Here is a 20,895-nt window from a genome sequence, read left to right as displayed (position 1 = left end):
CGGGGGTTGGGGAGAGGTGGGTGCAGGTGGCGAGGTGACAGGGGGAGCGTCAGTGGGTGGAGAAGACCGCCTCGCGGGCGTCGGACAGGGCACGTTGCAGGGCGCCGAGCAGGACCGGTGAGCCGGACAGGGCACTGCTGCGGACCTCCGGCCGGGCGATGGAGATCCGCGCCAGTTCGTCCTCGACGAGCGCGCGCAGCCGCTCGCCGCCGGCGCTCGGCACCACGCCGGAGAGGACCACCAGTTGGGGGTCGACGACGGCGACGATCACCGCCAGTCCGACGGCGAGCCGCCCGGCCAGCTCGGTGAGGAAGGCGTCGCCGGCGCCCGGGAGCGCCAGCGCCTTGGCGATGGACTCCTGCGCGGTGGCCGCGCCGAGCCCGTGCTCACGGGCCAGGGCCCGGACGGCGGGAGTGCCGACCAGGGCCTGGAACCCGCCGAACTTGCGGCGGCGGGCGTCCCACTCGACCGGCGAGTCGGGCAGCGGCATGTAGCCGACCTCCCCGGCGCCGCCGGTGAAGCCGCGGTGCAGCCGCCCGGCGATCACGATCGCCGCGCCGACCCCCGCCCCGGCCCAGAGCAGGACGAAGTCCTCGAAACCGGCCGCGGCGCCCGAGGACCGCTCGGCGACGGCGGCCAGGTTCACGTCGTTCTCGATCGACACCGGCGCGCCGACCGCCTCGGTCAGCTCCTCGACCAGTCTCGGCGAGTGCCAGCCCGGCAGGTGGGAGGCGTAGCGCAGCTTGCCGGTGACCGGGTCGGGGGCGCCGCCGACCCCGATCGCGGCGGTGCGCAGGACGCCCTCGGGCAGGCCGGCGGCCCGGACGGCCTCGGCCACCGCGCCGGCGACGGCCGGGACGGTCCCGGCGGCCGGGACGCCCTTGGTGGGCACGGTGTGCTCGGCCAGCGTGGTGCCGGTGATGTCGGCGACGGCGACCCGGATCTCGCTGTTGGTGACGTCCAGTCCGGCGACGTACCCGGCGGCCGGATTCACCTGGTACAGCCGGGCGTTGGGGCCGGGGCCGCCCGCCGTGGTGCCGACCGGCAGGACCAGCCCGGCCGCCTCCAGCCGGGCCAGCAGCTGGGAGGCGGTGGGCTTGGACAGCCCGGTGAGGGCGCCGATCCGGGTGCGCGAGAGCGGCCCGTTCTCCAGCAGGAGTTCGAGGGCGGCACGGTCGTTGATGGCGCGCAGCAGGCTGGGGGTGCCGGCGAGGGGGGCCTTGGCGGTGCTCTTGGTCATGCCCGGAATCCTCCCCTTTCGGCTGCTCGGGACGGTCCGCGGGTGTCCCCGGAGCGGGGAGCGGGCGGGCTTCGGACGAACTGTTAGGAAACTTTCCAGTCGCTTGGGAAGGACCGTAAGGGCCGTGTCGGCGGAGTGTCAATGGTGGGTGGAGCGGAGGATGCCGAAGCGTTACCGGACAGGGCGAAGCCCCGCTCCCGGTACGCCGGGAGCGGGGCTTGCGTCGTGTCCGTACGGTCGCCGGGCTACGGCTTCGCCGGGTCCTCCGCCCCCTTCGCCGCCGGGATCGGCTCGGTCGCCCGGTAGCGCGGCGAGGCCGGGTCGGCCAGCGCGGACGGCGCGGCCTGCTCGGCGGCCGGCACCGGCGAGGGCGCGATCACCACGCCGGTCGCCCCGGCCGCGGCCGCCGGGACCTCCTCCTTGACCTTGATCCCCGCCCGGTCGAAGGCCGCCTTCAGCCGCTGGCGCAGCGCCCGGGAGACGGCGGCCGCCTTGCCCGGGGCGGTCCGGGCCTCGATCCGCAGCACCACCGAGTCCGAGGCGACCGACTCCACGCCCAGGATCGACACCGGCGCCCAGACCAGCTCGTCGTACGGGGCCTCCTTGGCCATCTCCTCGGCCGTCGCCAGGATCAGGTCCTCGACCCGGATCAGGTCCTCCTTGTACCCGACCTGCACGTCCACCGAGGCGGTCGCCCAGCCCTGGCTCATGTTGGCGATCCGCTTCACCTCGCCGTTGCGGATGTACCAGATCTCGCCGTTCGCCCCGCGCAGCTTGGTGACCCGCAGGCCGACCTCCAGCACGGTGCCGGTGGCCACCCCGGTGTCGATCTCGTCGCCGACGCCGTACTGGTCCTCCATGATCATGAAGACCCCGGAGAGGAAGTCCGTGACCAGGTTGCGGGCGCCGAAACCGATGGCCACACCGGCCACACCGGCGCTCGCCAGCAGCGGCGCCAGGTTGACCCCCAGCGCGGACAGCACCATCAGCGCCGCCGTGCCCAGGATGGTGAAGGAGGCGACGCTGCGCAGCACCGAGCCGATCGCCTCCGAACGCTGCTGGCGCCGCTCCGTGTTCACCACCCCGGTGTTGGCCAGCAGCCCGCCCAGCCGGCTCTCCTCCTGGTGCTCGGAGGTGCGCGCCATCCGCCCTATCAGCTGGGTGATGAGCTTGCGCACCACGGCCCGCAGCACCAGGGACAGCACGATGATGAAGACGATCCGCAGTCCCGAGGCCAGCCAGCCCTGCCAGTGGGTGTCGAACCAGCTGGCGGCCTGCCGGGTGGTCTCGGAGACCTCCTGCGCGCTGGTCGGGATCCGCAGGTCGAGCTCGGGCAGCTGCGCGGTGGGGCTTGGGGCCGGCGTCGGAGTGGTGAGCGTCGAGGACGCGTCGGACGGACCGGTGGCACCGGAGCTGAACACGTGCAGGCCTTCCTTGCCGGGTGAGTGGCGGGCCCGCACCGCCGAGGAGCGGCCCGCGGACCGTGAGCGTCAGCCTATCCGCCGCCGCATGCCCGCCCGGACCGGCCGGGAACCTCCCGCGAGCGTGCCCGAGGGCGTACGGAGCGTCCCGAACGCCCCGTCAACGCCCCCGTACGCTCCCCCGCACCCGGGCGCCGAGGCCCTCCAGGGCAGTCGGGACACTGCTCCGGACGGCCGAACCCTGCCCCCGGAGGGCCACCCGGCAGGGTCACCGGGGCGCGCCGCACCGCCACCCGGGTGCAACCCGACCTTCCCCCGGGCATACCGGCTATGACAGAGACCACACCCGGAGTTCACGTCAGGTCCGTTACACAGGAGTGGTGGCGCCGTACAAAGGCGTAAGGCGACACTGGGGGAGATCGCGCACGCGTGGCGCGATCCAACCGCTCGTCCCGGCGCGAGCCACGCGCCGCAGGCGTCCAAGGAGGCATCCGTGCCGCATGTCCTGGTCCTCAACGCGTCCTACGAGCCACTCGGCGTCGTATCGATGCGCCGCGCACTCATCCTGGTCCTCAACCACAAGGCGGTCAGCCTGGAGGACTCGGGAGTCACTCTGCACAGCGCCACCAGCGCCCTTCCGGCGCCGTCCGTCGTCCGCCTGACCCGCTTCGTACGGGTCCCGTTCTGCGGGCCCGTCCCGCTCACCCGCCGGGCGCTGTTCGCCCGCGACCACGGCCGCTGCGTCTACTGCGGGGCCGCCGCCACCAGCGTCGACCACGTCATCCCGCGCAGCCGCGGTGGCCAGCACCGGTGGGACAACGTCGTGGCGGCCTGCCGCCGCTGCAACCACACCAAGGCCGACCGCCACCTCACCGAACTCGGCTGGCGGATGAAACGACCACCCGCGCCGCCCAGCGGCCTGGCCTGGCGCATCATCGGCACCGGGATCAAGGACCCGCGGTGGCGGCCCTACCTGGAGCCCTACGGCGGCGGCGACCAGCTGCGCGCCCCGCAGTGGGGCGAGCACGAACACCGCGACCATACCGAGCAGCCGGTCCACCCCGTCCCGCTCGGCCGGGCGCACCCCGGCCACCCCGCCCCCGTCCGCCGCGGCGAGCAGCCCGAACCGCTCTCCGCCTGACCCCAGCTCCACAAGGGCCCGCCCGTCACACCGTCGGTACGCGCCTCATGGGCCGCCGAGCCCCCCGCACCGGGGGGCCGGCGGCCCGCCGCGTTCCGGGGGCCGCCTCCGTCCGAGGCCGCTCCTTCCGAGGCCCCTACCGCCGGGCCCGGCCCGGCCGCTACGGCTTGGTGGCCGCCGGCGGCGCCGCGGGGACGCCCGGCACGCCGCCGGGCTGGACGGGCTGGGCGGGCTGACCGGCCGGGGGCTGCGGTGCGGCCGGCGGGGTCACGGCGTACAGCTCGACACCCCACAGCGAGTAGCCGTACTTGGTCGCCCGCGCCACGCCCTGCACCCGGACGTACCGGACCCCGGGCGCGTCGAAGCGCACCGTCTCGTCTCCGCCCTTGCCGTTGTCCACCGTCGCGGCGTCCGTCCAGGAGTTCCCGTCCGCCGAGACCTGGATCCGGTACGAGGCGGCGTACGCGGCCTGCCAGTGCAGCACCGCCGCGCCCAGCCGGGTCGCCTGCGGCAGCTCCAGCCGCACCCAGGCGTCGTCCTTGGGCGGCGAGGACCAGCGGGTCTTCGGATCGCCGTCGGTGACCGCCGAGGCCGGGAAGTTCGCCGTCTCGTCGCCCGAGGAGGTGGCCTTCGCGCCGGCCGCCAGGTCCGGACCGCCGGTGGGCGGCACCACGTGCACCTGGAGCACCTGCCGGACGGTGGTGGTGCCGGCCACGAACTGCACCGGCACCCGGTACGTCCCGGACGGCGTCTCCGCGGTGGCGCCCACCAGCAGCGGCACACCCACCCGGCCGCCGCGCGGCACGGTCACCGGCCCGGCCGGGGTCACGGTCAGGCCCTTCGCGGCGGCCGGCACCTCGGTGCGCAGCTCGCCCGTGGTGCCCTCGGGCCGGCCGGCCTCCACGGTGGCCCGGGTCGTCACCGGCGCGGAGGCGCCGGTGACCACGTCCAGGGCCGGGTCGGAGAGGCTCAGCCGGGCCGCCGGGGCGTCCGCGTACCACGGGATCACCTGGTTGACCACCGGCGGGTCGCCGCCGGGCTTCCAGGTCAGCCGGAACGCGTCGGCCGCCTGCCCGCCGGCCGGCAGCTCGTTGTAGCCGGGCTGCACGGTGCCGATGTCGGCCCAGGTGCCGTCGGCCCGGCGCACCGCGACGGTGGCGGTGGCGCGCACCGCCGGGTCGGTCAGCACGGTGAGCCGGTCCAGCGGGCGGGCCGCGCCGAGCTCGACGACCAGCGGCTCGTCCAGCGCGGTCGGCGCCTTGGCGGCCCGGTACGCGGTGTCCGGATTGCCGTCCAGCACGGCGGCGGCGGAGGAGCCGGGCGCCGCGTCGGGACCGCCGCTGACGCTGGCCGGGGACTCGTCCGGAGCGGTGACGGTGAACTCGCGCACCGCGACGGCGGTCTTCTGCGCGGCGGTGGCCCGCAGCCGTACCGCCCGCACCACGGTGCCCGGCGGCAGTTGGGCGCTGACCGTCCTCTGGTTCCTGACGGTGGCGAGCTGCTTCCAGCCGCCCTCGCCGGTGGAGTACTCCAGCACGCCGTCGCGGATGTAGTCGTCCGCGGCGGACCGGGCGTCCGGGCCGTCGCCCCAGCCGCCCATCAGCACGGTCACACCGCTGACCGGGCGGCCCGCGCCGAGGTCCAGGCCGACCGCGTCGCCGGGCTGCGGGGGAGCGGAGCTCCAGTAGAACGTGTCGGCCACGCCGTCGGTCATCAGCGCGGGCAGGTGGTCCTGCGCGGTGCCCAGGGTGGTGGTCGGGGTGAGCCCGCCGCCGCCCACGCCCGCCCAGTTGTCGGCGGCGCGCACGGCGCGGTCCAGGAACGGGCCGAGCACCCCGGCGCCGACGGTGGCCGGGGCCCGGTCCAGCTGCTCGCGCAGCCGGTTGAGCTCGACCCGGGCCTTCCAGGCCGCGGCGCCGTCGCCGCCGTGCTGCGCCAGCACCATGTCGAGGGCGGCCTGCCCGGCCAGCCCGTAGTCGCGCAGCGGGCCCAGCCAGGGTGCGGCCTCGCCCGCCAGCTGGGCGGTGGCCGGGGTGCCGGCCAGGGTCTGCTGGGCGGTGGCCATGGCGGCGAGGGCCTCCCGCAGCGGGGCGGCGGCCTCGATCAGCCGGGCGAGGTCGGGAGTGGCGCCGGAGGTGGGCTCGGCCGCCGCCCAGAACCGGTCCAGCAGCGGCGTCAGATAGCCGGACTCCTGCTTGGACAGCGGCGAGGAAGTGCTGTTGCCGGCCAACGCGAGGACCGCGGACAGCGCCGTCCCGGCGGGCGTCGGGGCGGCGCCGGTCGGCCCGGCCAGCGAGCGCACGGCGGCCTGCCAGGACTCCTCCGGCCTGTACCCGGCCGGGTTCCAGGCGAAGTCGCCGGCCGTCGAGACGGCGATCCGGGAGGCCACCGGCTGTTGCATCGCGCCGGTCAGCAGCACCGCCGAGCGGGTGGCCACCTCCGGGTCGCGCCCGGTGTAGGCGCCGAGGAAGAGCCGGTCCGGGGTGGCGTCGTTGACCGGGTAGTTGTCCATGGTGAGCAGCGGGCGCCCGTACAGCCCGGCGGTGTCCGAGGCCTGGGCACCGGTGATCTTCTCCGGGATCACCCCGACCCCGCTCCAGGCCACCTGCACGCCCTCCGGCAGCGCCGCCGCCAGCGCCTTGCGGTACGGGGTGGAGCCCTGCTGGTGGTACTCGGTGGGGACGACGGACAGCGGCGCCAGGCCCGGGTTCCGCGCGATCAGCCGGTCCTGCACCTTCCGCACCAGCGCGGCCTGCGCCTTGGCGGCCGCGGCGGGCCCGGTGCCGTACTCGTCCCGGTCGTCGTCGCAGTGCCACTCGTCGTAGCTGACGTCCAGGAACTGCAGCTGGAAGGCGGTGAAACCGAGCCCCCGCAGCCCGTCCAGCTTCTTCACCAGCGCGTCCACGTCCTTGCCGGAGCTGAAGCAGAAGGACTGCCCCGGGTCGATCGCGTAGCCGAGCACCACGTGGTTCTGCCGCGCCCGGAAGCCCAGTTCGCGCAGCTCCTCGGCCTGGGCCGCGGGGTAGGCGTTGCGCCAGCGGGAGAGCCGGTACGGGTCGTCACCAGGGGCGTAGAGGTAGAAGTTCTGCTTGGAGCGGCCCAGGAAGTCGACCTGCTCCAGGCGCTGCTGGGCGGTCCACGGGGTGCCGTAGAAGGCCTCCGCGGTGCCGCGCACCGGCGCGCCGGTCGGCCAGTCCCGCAACGTGATCCCGGGCAGGCCGAGCCCGGCCGCACCGGGCGCCTGCCCCTGCCCGGCCGGTACGGCGGCGAGCAGCTGACGCAGGCTCTGCGCGGCGTAGAAGGTGCCGGTGGCGTCCACGCCGGCCAGCACCACGGCGCCGTACGTGCCGCCGCCCTGGGCGGGCAGCTGACCGGCCGACAGCACGTACCCGCCGGCCGGCATCCCCGCGGTCGTCGGCCCGGTGCCGTCCTTGCCGCCGGCCGCCGCGGACAGCTGCCGCAGCACCCGGTCCACCTCGCCGCCGGCGCCCTCGGCGGGCCCGCCGACGTACACCACCAGCGAACCGGCGGCCGGCGTCCCGCCGTCCGGCTGCGGCGTCACGTCGCGCGCGCCGGCGACCTCCAGCACCTCGTGCACGGCCCGCACCGCGCCCTGGTCCACCTTGGGCGCGGTCACCAGCGTCACGGCCGACGGCACCGTGACGGGCTTGCCCGCCACCGTCTGCTGCTGCGGCTTCGGGAACACCCTCGGGTCGGTCACGCTGCCCAGCGGCGTCTGCGGCGCGGCGCTCACCACGTCCGGCGCCGAGACCGCCGAAGCCGCCGCGTACGCCGTCGACGGCAACGAACCGGCCAGCAGCCCGCCGACCACCGCCGCGGCCGCGACCCCGGCCGCGATCTGCATCGTCCGCCGCCCCGGCCGGCCCGCGGCCCGCCCGGCCCGCTCCGCCCGCTCCTCGCGCACCGAGGCCAGCAGCGGCTCCGTGCCCTTGAGGTCGGCGATCAGCCGGTCCGCCGTCCGCGGCGCCAGCTGACGGCACGTCCGCGCCGTCGCCCGCCGCGCCACCACCGCCGCGGGGTGCTGCAGCACCTCCCGCAACGCCGGACTCTGCTCCAACTGCGACCGCAGCCGCCGCCCGGCCGCAACGGACACTCGGGCTTGCACAGGAGCCTCCTCGCCAGGCCGGAACCACATCCCGGCAACCCCACCAGCTGGCCAATCCGGTGTCAATGTCACCGACAGCTACGCCTGGATTGCCCTGCTTCATCCCCCGACGCGAGCGTCCCGGGAACGCGTCGGGCCCGCGTCGCCGATCGGCGACGCGGGCCCTGTCACCCGCTCAGAACCCGGAGGTCAGAAGCGCGGCGGAGCGGGAAGCACGGCCGACTGCAGCATCGGCATGCTCCACTGCTGGTTCGCCCCGTAGCCGCAGCCCGCGATCTGGAGCCGCGTGCCGCTCGCCGCCGGCCCGCCGGGGAGCTCGAAGCACTTGCCGGAGGCCGGGTGGAACAGCGCGCCGTTCGCGAGCGGGATCCACTTCTGGGCCGTCGTGCCGTCGCAGGTGTGGTACTCCAGCTGCGTGCCGTCGGACGTACCGGCGTTCACCGTGGCGATGCACCCGCCCTTGACCCGGACGGTGCCGTCGTTCCCGAACGCGAGCTGCTGCGCCTCGCTCCCGTTGCAGTTCACCAGCATGATCGGGTTGCCGTTGGCGGTGCCCGCGTTGACGTCGTCGACGCACATGCCCGCGTCGACGCCCGAGCGGACGACGCTGGTCGCGCTCGGCGCGGTCGGAGCCACCGCGAACGGGTAGACGGCGGTGCTGCTGATGGCTCCGTCGAAACTCGTGGACGGCTTGGACTGGTACCTGTACCGGCCCAGTGTGAACGGCCCCGAGGACGGCGGGCTGGTGCTGGCCCGGTGGACCTTGGTGCCGGCCAGGACACCGTCGACGTAGAGCGCCATCGCCCCGGTCTCGGCGTTGTAGGAGGCGGTCAGCCGGGTCCAGACACCGGGTCGGGTCTGGGCGGCGGCGTTCTCCGTGTCGGTGTAGTCGTAGGACCAGGTGTCGTCGTCCGTGTACGCCAGGCCGAAGTGCCAGTTCTTGCCCGCGCCGTCGCTGTAGAGCAGGAAGTTGCTGGCATGCGCGGTCTCCTGGCTGGCGACCACGCCGCCGGCCGCTCCGGACAGGACCCAGGTCGAGACGGTGAAGCTCTTGCGGGTGTCGACCACCGGCCCCGTCATGGTGACGTTCGAGCCCGCGCCGGGGTTGAAGTAGCCCACGGTGGCCGGCCGGCCGTCCACGGTCTCCGGGCCCCAGCCGACGTTCGTGGCCGACCCGTTGGTGCGCGCCTGACCGTCGCGGACGGTGTTGGTGCCGTCGTGCGCGGCCAGCCAGTTGCCGGCAGGGCGGTTGAGGTTGCCGAGCGCGACCGGAGTCTTCTCCAGTCCGGTCACCGTCGGGCCGCTGTTGACGTCGGCCGCCTTGGCGCCGAGGCCGGCCCAGGCGACCAGCTGGTTGTTGGTGTCCACGGCCCAGAGGTCCGGGATGCCGTCACCGGTCACGTCGCCGTTGGAGCCCACCTTCGGGTACAGCTTGGCGTCGGCGCCGTTGGCCAGCCAGCCCTTGGTGGGGCTGGAGAAGGCGGAAGCGTCGAAGGTGTTCCCGGGCGCCGGGGCCAACTGGTAGGCGTGGATGGTGCCGTCGAATTTCGAACGGGCCCACAGGGTGGGGATGTTCGTCCCCCTGGACGGGCCGGGGGTGATCAGGTCGTAGTAGTCCCAGTCCTGCTTGTCCTTGGCCAGGTCAGGCTCGGAGAGCAGGACGATGGGTCCGTCGAGGTGCTTGTTGCTGTCCTGCTGGCCGAGCCACAGCCGACCGTGTTCGATGAAGAGCAACGAGGAGTTCGGCAGGCCGGCCATGTTGGTCCCGGGGTTCCTGGGCGTGTCGCCGGTGGGGGAGCCGAACGCCGCGATCTGAGTCACCGCGGACCAGTCGGTGCCGTTGCCGTACGTTGCACAGTCGATCGGTGTGTAGTTGGGCAGGATGCATGAGTGGCTCTTGGACAGCTCGTATGCCGCTTGGCCGTCGAGATGCCCGACCGTGTCGTCATTCGTGTACAGGTAGAGCTTGCCGGCCCCCGGGGCATGGGCGACCAGATCGTCGACGTTCCGATCGCTGAACGAGCCCCGGTGGGTGATCTGGACGGTGCTCCAGTCCTGGTTGCCGACTGCACCCGGCGCCGAGGCCGGCTTGGTGTTCGGCGCCGCGTACGGGTCGGCGTTCGCGCCGACCAGGCGCAGTGAGCCGGTGCCGTCCGGCAGTAGGACGTCGGCCTTCCGGTCACCGTCGATGTCGCCCATGACCGGGTCGCCCGCGGCGGGGTTGCTCGGCACGAAGAAGGTGTACGCGACCGGCTGGGACATGTTGCCGGCGTTGTCCTGGGTCTGCAGGTAGAGGAAGTTGGTACCCCAGTGGTTGGCGGTGTACTTCAGCTGGAAGCTGCCGTCGCCGTTCATCTTGACGACGTTGCCGCCGTCGTTGCAGTTCCAGCCGGTGGCCGCGGCCTGGACCGGGTCGTTGGTCCAGCGGGCGCAGGCCAGGCCGGAGGAGCGGCCGCCGGTGGCCGGGGCCGGGTCGGTGCCGGTCAGGGTGAAGGCGCCCTCCTCGCCGACGCGCTTGGGGTGCCCGCCCAGGGTGCCCGACTCCGGGAAGTCGGTTGAGGTGACGCGGGCGGTCGGCGGAGTGCGGTCGATGCGCAGGAAGCACATCCGGCTGTTGTCGCTGGTGAGCGTGCCGTCGGTGGTGGCGGCGAACCAGCCGTACTGGTGGCCGTCGATCAGCGACCCGACGCTCGCGTACTTGGGGCCCGAACTTGCCGCCCAGCCGGTCTCGTAGAGCTTCGAGGATCCGTTGTCGTCGTCGTCCCAGATCTTGAACGAGGTCCAGAGCTGCTCGCCGGTCGGTGACCAGGTGTCCACGCTCAGACCGATGTCGGTGTTGATCCCGACCCAGCCCGGGTTGTCCCACGGATTGGCGGTGCCGGGGGTCTGGCACTTGTCGGACACCGCGTCACGGGCGAAGCCCGGCGACGGGTTGGTCCCGGGGTCGCCGATGTGGGGCGCGATGTCGTACTTCACGACGATGTGAGGGTTGTTGGCGAACCGCTGACGGTAGTATTTGTTGTCCTCGTCGTCGGGCGCGAACATGAAGGTCCAGCCGTCCCAGTGCTCGCGGGCGGCCTGGACCATCTGGCTCTGGACGTCGAACTCCTTGCCGCCGCCACCGGAGATCCAGTTCGTGCCGACCTTGGAGCAGTTCCATGGCTCGGGACAGGGCTGGGCATTCCAGCGCGTCCATGTATTGATCGGGTTGCTGTTGGCCGATCCGGTCGAGTAGAGGCCCATCGGAGTGGGGGTTGAGGGGCTGGACGACTGTGCGACGGTGGCGTAGAGCTTGGCGGTGAGGACGGTCGAGTCCCAGAACGCCGAGTTCAGACCCACCTGGAAGTAGGCGCGTTCCTTGCCTTCCTTCTCGCAACGGTTGTTCGCGTTGATGTAGCCGCAGTAACCGGCTGCGGGCGTGTCCTGGCCGAACTTCGTGCCGTTGTACTCCGGCGTCTCCGGGTAGGCGGACTGTACCTGGGCCCAGGCCTGGGTGCCGTTGTCGACGCTGGGGTTCCAGCCCGGGTCGATGAACCAGGGGCCGGTGCCCTGCCCGAGGAGCGAGGCGTCCGGAACCAGGTCGATGCCGCCGCCACTGACGGTGGTGGCGATCGTTGCGGTCCGGGCACCGGGCCCGGGGGCCTTGCTGTCGGACCCGGCCGTTTCCGAGGCACCGTCCGCCGCAGGTGCGGCGGCGGACTTGACCGCGGCATCGGGCTGCGCGGCCGGGGCCGTGGACGAGTCCCACATGACGGGCGCCGGGGCGGTGAAGCGGGGCTTGCCGGAGGCGTCCTCGGCCGACAGGTTTCCGTTGGTGTCCGCCTTGACGGTCAGTCCGTCGACGGTCGTGTCGAGGTGCACCTTCTTGATCTTCGGATCGGCCGCCGCCTGTGCGGTGCGCACGATCAGGACCTGGCGCCAGCCACCGGCGGGGGTGGCGCTCAGTTCCAGGTCGACGTCGGGCAGCACAGAGCGGTAGAGCGCGCTGCTGCCGGAGAGTTCGGGCTTCGGAAGGGTGAACGGCGCCTTGATCGACAGCTTCTTGCCGTCCGCCGTCGCCATGGTGGCCAGCGGACCGCTGCCGCCTCCGGAGAAGGTGAGCCCGGAAGGCACGGCGGCGGGCGTGAGCGTGCCGTCAGTGTTGGTCCGCAGGGTCGCGTCCACGGCGCGCCAGGTGCCGTCGGCGTTCTTGACCCGCTCCACCACGGGGGAGGAGTCGGTGGTCAGCGTGCCGTCCGGATTGGCCGTGGTCTGGCTGCCGCCCGTGGTCATGGAGTCGACCACGACGGGCTTCCCGGTGCTCTTCGCCTTCGCCTGGGCGGCGAGTATCGCCGCTGTCTGCGCCGAGCGGGAGTCGGGTTGCCCCTTGGCGGGGGGCGTCGGCCACGATGCGTCGGCGGGGCCGTGGTTGCGGTCGGCGGGGGCCGCCGCCGCGATACCGGGGGCCACCAACAGCCCCGCACCGAGCGAGAGGACGGCCGTGCAGGCGAGTGGCAGGAGGGCCACGCGGAATGTCCGGATTCCCATAGGCCGCCTGGAAATGGAAGGAGATGGAGGATGTGACCTTGACATGAAGACCCCCTCGTCATTGGTGATGTGAGCAGAGATCGGTCGCACGCTGCCTTCACATTCGCTGCACTGTCAAAGCGTTTTGTCGACAAGGTGTCCGAGTTGTCGGGGTGGTAACGCAATGCTCTCAGTGTGATGCTGATCACACATTGTGCTTTTACTTCTTTCCTACCTTTGATCGGTCGTGTGCGCCTAAGGTGCCGGGGGTCCGGGCCGGTCCGATCGGCCCGATTCAGGGCTCAGCGATCTGTGGGGGGATCAGTTGTCTCGTTCTGCCCGCCTGTTCACCCGCCCGCGAAGTTTGCGGGTGGCCGTGGTGGCGGCTCTGGCCGTCACCATGTCCGTGGTGACACTCCCTTCGGTGGAGGCGGTGGCCCAAGCGGCCGCCCCGCCCGAGGTGTGGGTGCCGCCGAATACGCCGGTCCCGGAGACCCAGCCGGTGAAGGGTGCCGATGGCAAGCCCGCCGGCCATACTCCGGACCCGGGCAAGAAGTGGTCGCCGCCGGCTGACTCCAGCCCGCCGGCCGGCCGAGCCACCGCCGTCCTCGGCGGTGCCGGTGCCGGTGCCAGCGCCGCCATGGCGCCGATGGCGGCTGACGCGACGCCGACCTCGGTGCCCGTCCAGGCCGGTTCGCTGCCGGTCTGGGTCGCCCCGGCGCCCGGCCCGAAGCCGGCCGCCCTCGAAGCGCCCGCGGCCAAGGAGGTCTCGTCAGCTCTCCAATCCCCGGCGCTCCAGATCGAACTGGCCGACCAGGCCCGGACCAATGCCGCGGGTGTGAACGGCGCCCTGTTGGGCGTCACCGACACCGGTGAGGGCGCTCAGGCCGGCCGGGTCCAGGTGGGGATCGACGTCCAGGCCTGGGCGAAGAACGCCGGGGCCAACTGGGCCTCGCGGGCCCGGATCGTCCAGCTGCCCGGCTGCGCGCTGACGACTCCGGGGGCCGCCGGCTGTGACACGCGCGTCCCGGTGCCGTCGCACCGGGACGGTTCGACCGGCCGCCTGGTGGCCGAGGTCGACGTTCCGCAGTCGACCACCCCCGCCGCCGCCAAGTCCTTCGCCTCCGGGGCCTTCGGGGGCCCGGCCACCGCCTCTCCCACGGTGGCGCTCGCCGTCGAGGCGGATGCCAAGGGCAGCGGCGGTGACTTCACCGCCTCGCCGATCACCCCGTCCGCCTCCTGGCAGGCCGGGGCCAACGCCGGCAACTTCACCTACGGGTACACCGCCGAGCTGCCCTCTGCGCTGGCCGGCCCGGCCCCCGACGTCTCGTTCGGCTACGACTCCTCTGCGGTGGACGGCAAGACCGCCTCCACCAACGCCCAGCCGTCCTGGATCGGCGAGGGCTGGGACTGGCAGTCGGGCTCCATCGTCCGCGCCTACAAGGGCTGCAAGGACGCCGGGATCGACAAGTCGGGCGACCAGTGTTGGGGCGGCGACCTGCTCCAGCTCTCGCTCGCCGGCCACGCGGGCCAGCTGGTCAAGGACGACAAGTCCTGCGAGTGGCACCTCCAGGGCGAGGACGGCACCAAGGTCGAGCGGCTGACCGGCCAGAACAACGGCGCCTGGAACGGTGAGGCCTGGCGGATCACCACCACCGAGGGCACCCAGTACTACTTCGGCATCAACCACCTGCCCGGTGGCGATGGCACCGACCAGGCCAGCAACTCGGTCTCCACCGTGCCGATCTACTGGCCCGGCGGCCAGGACCCGTGCCTGAAGACCGGTTCGCCGGCCACCAACTCCTGGAACCAGATGGGCTGGCAGTGGTCGCTGGACTACGTCGTCGACCCGCACCAGAACCTGATCACCTACCGGTACGACCAGGAGCAGAACTCCTACGCCCGGGGCGGCGGCCAGAACAACGGCAACGGCACCCGGACGCAGTACCAGCGGGCGAGCTACCCGACCTGGGTCGGCTACGGCCAGCGCCTGCCCGACCAGATCGCCGCCAAGGGCAAGGCCAACCCGGCCGCCCAGGTGTGGTTCCGCACCGCCGAACGCTGTCTGCCGGACAAGGACTTCAGCTGCGACCCGTCCCTGCGGACCAAAGCCAACGCCAAGCGCTGGCCGGACACCCCGATCGACCAGAACTGCGACGCGACCGGTGACTGCGCCGTCTACTCGCCGACCTTCTGGACCACCAAGCGCCTGACCAAGGTCGACACCGAGGTCTGGGACGGCGCCACGTACCGGTCGGTCGACTCCTTCGCCCTCAACCAGTCCTTCCAAGACCCGGGTGACGGCACCTCTCCGTCGCTCTGGCTGGACTCGATCCAGCGCACCGGCACCAACAACCGCACGCCCATCACCCTGCCGGCCGTGTACTTCCAGCCGCTGCAGATCGCCAACCGCGTCGCCGGACAGATCGTCCAGCCGGACGGCACCTCGGCCTCCGTCGAGCCGTACAAGCGTCCGCGCATCCAGAAGATCACCACCGAGACCGGTGGCCTGATCAACGTCGTCTACCGCCCCGCCGAATGCTCGCGCGAGGCCAGCGGGAAGATGCCGGTGTCGGAGGACGGCAACACGATGGCCTGCATGCCGGTCAAGTGGTACCTGCCGGGACAGACGGCACCGGACCCGGTCAACGACTGGTTCAACAAGATCATCGTGCAGTCGGTCACCCAGCAGGACTCGGTCGCCGGCGGCCAACCCGCGGTCGTCACCGACTACGAGTACGGCGGCGGCGCGGCCTGGCACCGCAACGACTCCGAGATGGCCGACGCCAAGACCCGTACCTGGGACCAGTTCCGCGGGTACGCGACGGTCACCACCCGCAGCGGTAGCGGCAGCGACGTCGAGGCTCCCCGCACCAAGGCAGTCGCGACCTTCCTGCGCGGCATGGATGGTGACGTCCTCGCCAACGGGACGACCCGCCAGGTGTCCGTGACGGACGCCCACGGCGGCACCATCAAGGATGAGAACGTCCTGGCAGGATTCATCCGGGACTCCGCCAACTACACCGGCGACAACGGCGAGCTGCTCTCCACCGTGGTCACCGATCCCTGGCTCGGTCCGATCAAGGCGACCCGCAACCAGTCCGGCGGCATGCCCGCGATTACCGCCCGGGCCGTCAACGCCCTGAAGGTGACCACCCGAGAGAAGCTGGCAAGCGGCACCTGGCGCACCAGCGAGCGCTCCACCACGTACGACTCGACGTCGCTCGCCCGTCCGCTGACGGTCTACGACAACGGGGACGTCGCCCACCCCGAGCAGCTGCTCTGCACCTCCTTCGAGTACGCCACCGGCCCTGGCGACGTACCGACGCAGCTTGCCTCGCACACCCTGGTCCTGAAGGGCGCCTGCGGCCAGACCCCGACCAAGGACAACACGGTCGCCGACACCAGGGCCTACTTCGACGGCATGGGGCTCGGTCAGGCCGGTGCCAAGGCCGAGCAGACCTCGACCGAGGTCTTGGAGCGCTACGACGCGGCCGGCAAACCGGTCTACCGGGCCACCGCCCGAGCGAGCTTCGACGACTACGGCCGGGTCATCAGCACCGTCGACCCGACTCGCACCGACGCCGCCCACCCGGCCGGCGCCGAGACCAGGACCGCCTACTCGCCGGCCACCGGCCAGCTGCCCACTCAGGTGACCCACACCAACCCGCTGGGTTGGCAGACCGTCAGCACGCTCGACGTGGGCCGCAGCTCGGCGCTCAAGATCAAGGACGAGAACGGCCGGATCAGCGAGCAGGAGTTCGACTCCCTCGGCCGTGCTGTCGCGGGCTGGAGCCCCGGCAACGAGCGCGCGACATACCCCAACCGTCCCGACCGCAAGTTCTCGTACTCGGTCAACGGTTCCAACGCACCGTCGCAGGTGCTCACCCAGGCCCTGATGGGCAACCGGGAGGGCCTGGAGGAGACCTACACCTCCAGCTTCACCATCTACGACGGCCTCGGCCGAATCCGCCAGACTCAGGCCAGTCCCCCCTCGGGGGCCACGGGCCGCATGATCACCGACGCGCTGTTCGACTCGCACGGTTGGCAGATCAAGACCAGCGCCGCCTACTACAACGACCAGGCGCAGCCCAGTGGTCAGCTCTTCCTGCCCAACGGCGGTGTGGAACCGGACGGCAAGATCCCGTCCCAGACCGTCAAGAAGTACGACGGCATGGGGCGGGTCGTCGACTCGATCTTCCAGTCCTACGGCGTCGAGCAGTGGCGTACCCACGCGGACTACCTCGGAGCCGATGAGGTCCGCAGCACCCCACCGGCCGGCGGCTACGCCACCGCGACCGTCGCGGATGCCCGCGGTAACACGGTCGCCCTGCGCCAGTACAAGGCCAACACCCCGACTGGTGCGTACGACGAGACCACCTACGGCTACACGCCGGAAGGCAAGGAGAGCTGGCGCAAGGACGCGGCCGGCAACCAGTGGAGGTACGAGTACGACCTGCTGGGCCGCCCGGTGAAGTCCACCGACCCGGACTCGGGCACCGGCACGACGACGTACGACGACAGCAAGAACCTCGTCACCGTCACGGACTCCCGCGGCAAGAGCGCCACCAGCGTCACCGACCTGCTCGGTCGCAACGTCGCGGCCTACGAGGGCACGGCGATCGACTCGACCAAGCAGGTTGCCGTCTGGACCTACGACAGCCTCGCCAAGGGCAAGCCGACCTCCTCGACGCGGTATGTCGGAGGAGCGACCGGAGACGCGTACAGGTCGGAGATCACCGGCTACGACATCGGGTACCGCGAACTCGGGGCCAAGACCACCATCCCGGCAGTGGAGAAGGAACTCGCCGGCGTCTACCAGACCGACAACACCTACGACAACGCAGGCCGCCTGGCAACCACGACGATGCCGGCCGTGGCCGGCATCGGCAGGGAAAAGCTGACCTTCGCCACCGACGTCGTCGGTCAGTTCGGAGGACTCACCAGTAGCTTCGGTTCCGCCAAGTCGACGTTCGTGGCCGACGTTCGATACGACCCCTACGGTCGGCCCTATCGCACCACTGTCGGTGGCGCAGGTGCCCAGGTGGTGGCCACCATGCTGATCGACGACGCCACCGGCCGGGTGACGCGTTCGATCGTGGACAAGCAGACTGCCGAGACGGCGCACGTCGACTCGGTCGACTACACCTACAACCCGCTGGGCCAGGTCACGTCGGCCCGCAACGCGCAGGACGGTCAGGTCGCCGACCTGCAGTGCTTCACCCACGACTACCTCGGGCGGCTCACCCAGGCCTGGACCGACGCCGGCACCCAGACCACCAAGCCGCAGCCGAGCGTCCCCGGTGTCGGTACCTGCACCAACCCCGACGGTCCGTCGGTGAGCGGCGGCAAGCCGAGCGTCGGCGGCCCGGCCCCGTACTGGCAGCAGTACGTGTACGACCTCATCGGCAACCGCACCAAGCTGGTCCAGAAGGACGTCACCGGCGACGCGAACAAGGACGTCACCACCACCCAGACCTTCGGCACCGGGCCCAACACCCCGTCCTCCGACCCGAAGACGGGCGGAGGCACGGGCGGTCCGCACGCGCTGATGAAGTCCACCCAGACCGGCCCGGCCGGCAGCGCGGTGACCTCGTACACCTACGACGCGGCGGGCAACACCACCTCGATCACGGACACCCCGGGCACCAGGGCGCTGGCCTGGAACGCCCAGGGCAAGCTCGACCAGATCACCGGCACCGGCCAGAGCGGCGGGACCAATTACCTCTACGACGTGTCGGGCAACCAGCTGATCCGTCGCGAGGCGGGCAAGACCACGCTCAACCTGGGCGCGGACCAGATCACTCTGGACACCACCACCAAGGTCGTCAGCAACGTCCGCAGCTACGCGGCGCCCAACGGCCTGTCCATCACGCGCACCACGACCAACGGGACGTCGAAGCTGGCGTACCAGGGGGCGGACCCGCACGGCACCAACGGCGTCCAGTTCGACTCGGCGACTCTCGCCCACGTCCGCCGCCCCACGGACCCGTTCGGCAACGAGCGCGGCACCCAGCCCGCGGCCGGTGTCTGGGCCGGGGACAAGGGCTTCGTCGGCGGTACCAAGGAGAAGTCGACCGGCTTCACCCTCCTCGGTGCCCGAGAGTACGACCCCAGGACGGGCCGCTTCATCAGCCCCGACCCGATCATGGACGCCGGCGATCCCCAGCAGTGGAACGCCTACGCGTACGCCAACAACAGTCCGATCAACAAGTCGGACGCCAATGGTCTGAGGCCCACCTGCGACACACCGGCCGAGTGTGACGGCCTCGCGGCCGTCATGGACAACGGCCACGGCGAGTCCTTCGTCACCCCTGCGGGGGCGCTTCCCGGCCCGCCTGCGCAGCAGCCCACGAAGGATGAGCGGGCCGCAGGCCAGGCGCTCGACGCCGCGCACAAGAACCTCAACGAGTCCAAGCGCAAGCGCGACGAGCTCGTGCACAAGGTGGTCGACATCGTCGGCGACCTGATCGGCTTCAACGACGCCCGCGACTGCTTCACCAAGGGCGACGTGATGGGCTGCATCAACACTGCCCTCAATGTGATGCCCTGGGGCAAGATCGCCCAGGCGGTCAAGGCCGGGATCAAGGCTTTCAAGATCTACAAGGAGATCGAGAGGGTCTACACCGCCATCCGTTCCGGCGAACGCGCTGCCAAGGAAGCCGAAGCCGCGTACGTCACTGCCACAACGGCTGCTGCGGAAGCCAGAGCAGCGGAGAAGGCGGCAGCCAGGGCAGCAGAAGAAAAAGCAGCAAAGCAAACAGCAGCCGACGCGGCGGGAACAGAGTCCAAGGCAGCCAAGGCCGAGGCGGACTCGCCCAGCCTTGAGAAGTGCAATAGCTTCCCGGCCACAACCCTGGTCCTGATGGCGGACGGCAGCACCAAGCCCATCGGTGATGTCCGCGACGGCGACGTCGTCATGGCGACCGACCCACAGACCGGCGAAGCCCGACCTGAGACCGTCACCACCACCATCACCACCCCCGACGACAAGGACTTCACCGACCTCACCTTCACCGACGACGCCAGCCCCCGGGGCCCGCCGGCCGCCGACCAAGCGAAGATCACCTCCACCTATCACCACCCTTACTGGAGCGAGACCCGCCAGCAGTGGGTTGACGCCGGCGAACTCACCCCCGGCGAACAGCTCCGCCAGCCTGACGGCACCACCCTCACCATCCAGTCCGTCCGCAACTACCCGTATGCCGTCACCACCCACAACCTCACCGTCAACCTGCTCCACACGTACTATGTGCTCGCAGGCGCCACGCCGGTCCTCGTTCACAATTGTGGGGAAACGGCCAGTGGTGCGGCAGGAGGAGCTGATGAGGCGGCGCAAGAAGCTCAGGAAACTGTGCTTCATGGGCCATTCCACCGTCTCTCGGGTGGGAGTACGCAGACCACGGAAACCCTCTCGCTTGTTGAAGCGTCTGGCGAGTTGTGGGGGAATCCGTCGAGGATCTTCTGGCCAGAGGAAGGAATTGTTCAGGCGTGGCGCGGACCGCTTCCCGAGAACGCTCCTCCAGGGAGCTTCGAGTTCTACACAACGGTTCATCCTTATCCCGCGCGAAATACTCTCCCGAGGCAGGCGTGGTGGCCATCTAGCTTGCTCGGAGTGAGTTCGGCAAACGGTGGCGATCTGGCAAAGATACCAGTTGTGGTATCCCGATCCGTGAGGTAGTAATGATTCCATTGGGGTTGGAAAGATGGATTCCATCCAGGCCTCAGATGTGCGCTCAACTAAACATTGATAGGGAGGAAATCGAGGCTCTTGGCGGCTCTGTCGAGTCTCCTTCTGGAGATATTGGGGAGACGGAGATTTCCGTCTTTGGTCTGAATTCCGGGAGGATTGTTGCGCTTGTGAGGATCGCCGGAAATCCTGTTTCTGGATTTACGCTCATGCTTAGTGAGGGCGGCGATTCTGGCGAGGTGCTTCGGGAGTTCTTGGAGGAATCCGAGATTGACTCAAGTGTGGTGACATGGGTGCCTGATCTCCAATGACTGAGTCGTTGTATGGGTTGGCTCTCCGGAACTCAGGTGCCTGATATGTGGCGCAGACACTGAAATCGAACGCGCATGAAGCCCTCCCTGGAGCGATTCCAGGGAGGGCTTCATGGCGTCTTGACGGCAGTAGTTGACGGCAACGTCAGCGGACAGGTGCAGCACAGGCCGGCGGGTCGCCACCGTCGTCGCTCCAGGTGGCTTCTTCGACGGCTCTGCCGAGCGTGCGGCTGAGGATGTCGATGGCGTCACGCTGGAGACGGAGCCGGACATGTGCATACACCGTCGCGGTGACGCCGATGTGGGCGTGACCCAGCAGCTCCTTGATGACGACGAGTTCGACGCCCTGTTCCAGGAGGAGGGTCGCGGTCGAGTGCCTCAGGTCGTGGGTGCGCCGTGAGGCGCTGTGGTTCGAGTGGAGGTGAGAGGCCTTCGCCGCTGATCCTGTCGCAGCAGGACG

General features: G+C 71.1%; 6 protein-coding genes and 1 pseudogene. 2 read left to right on the top strand and 5 right to left on the bottom strand.

What is annotated here, in order from left to right; all coding sequences use genetic code 11:
- Positions 1-49: 49 nt before the first annotated feature.
- Together ACZ6EM_RS26180 and ACZ6EM_RS26175 are read right to left on the bottom strand one after the other, a co-directional pair.
- Positions 50-1,240 carry an ROK family protein gene (locus tag ACZ6EM_RS26180; protein ID WP_452180048.1) on the bottom strand — a complete coding sequence of 397 codons (1,191 nt, stop codon included), beginning with the start codon at positions 1,238-1,240 and terminating at the stop codon, positions 50-52.
- Positions 1,241-1,485: 245 nt separating this feature from the next.
- Positions 1,486-2,661, bottom strand: a complete 1,176-nt coding sequence (locus tag ACZ6EM_RS26175; protein ID WP_401056001.1) for a mechanosensitive ion channel family protein — start codon at positions 2,659-2,661, stop codon at positions 1,486-1,488.
- Between the two features lie 493 nt (positions 2,662-3,154).
- On the opposite strand from ACZ6EM_RS26175, the pseudogene ACZ6EM_RS26170 reads away from it, so the two are divergent.
- Positions 3,155-3,658, top strand: a pseudogene (locus tag ACZ6EM_RS26170) (HNH endonuclease); the annotation flags it as partial.
- A 304-nt stretch (positions 3,659-3,962) separates the two neighbouring features.
- Here ACZ6EM_RS26170 and ACZ6EM_RS26165 read toward each other — a convergent pair.
- A complete protein-coding gene (locus tag ACZ6EM_RS26165; RefSeq protein WP_401053387.1) occupies positions 3,963-7,928 on the bottom strand; it encodes a beta-N-acetylglucosaminidase domain-containing protein in 3,966 nt (1,321 codons plus the stop codon).
- A 189-nt stretch (positions 7,929-8,117) separates the two neighbouring features.
- On the bottom strand, positions 8,118-12,434 hold the full coding sequence (locus ACZ6EM_RS26160; protein WP_452179784.1) for a ricin-type beta-trefoil lectin domain protein: 4,317 nt from the start codon (positions 12,432-12,434) through the stop codon (positions 8,118-8,120).
- A gap of 409 nt (positions 12,435-12,843) precedes the next feature.
- Between ACZ6EM_RS26160 and ACZ6EM_RS26155 the strand changes: the two genes are divergently transcribed.
- Complete coding sequence (locus ACZ6EM_RS26155) at positions 12,844-20,115, top strand: RHS repeat-associated core domain-containing protein (protein WP_465773366.1); 7,272 nt, start codon at positions 12,844-12,846, stop codon at positions 20,113-20,115.
- Positions 20,116-20,580: 465 nt separating this feature from the next.
- On the opposite strand, the gene ACZ6EM_RS26150 is transcribed toward ACZ6EM_RS26155, so the two are convergent.
- Positions 20,581-20,895, bottom strand: a 315-nt coding sequence (locus ACZ6EM_RS26150) for a tyrosine-type recombinase/integrase (RefSeq protein WP_465773365.1), incomplete at its 5' end; no start/stop codon positions are given.

The sequence above is a fragment of the Kitasatospora sp. NPDC041917 genome (assembly GCF_055589745.1).
Note: the sequence above shows the minus strand (reverse complement) of the source record. Positions and strands in the feature narration are given on the sequence as shown.

Coding starts and splice junctions, on each gene's coding strand:
- ACZ6EM_RS26180 (WP_452180048.1), bottom strand. CDS start 1,240: ATGACCAAGAGCACCGCCAAGGCCCCCCTCGCCGGCACCCCCAGCCTG.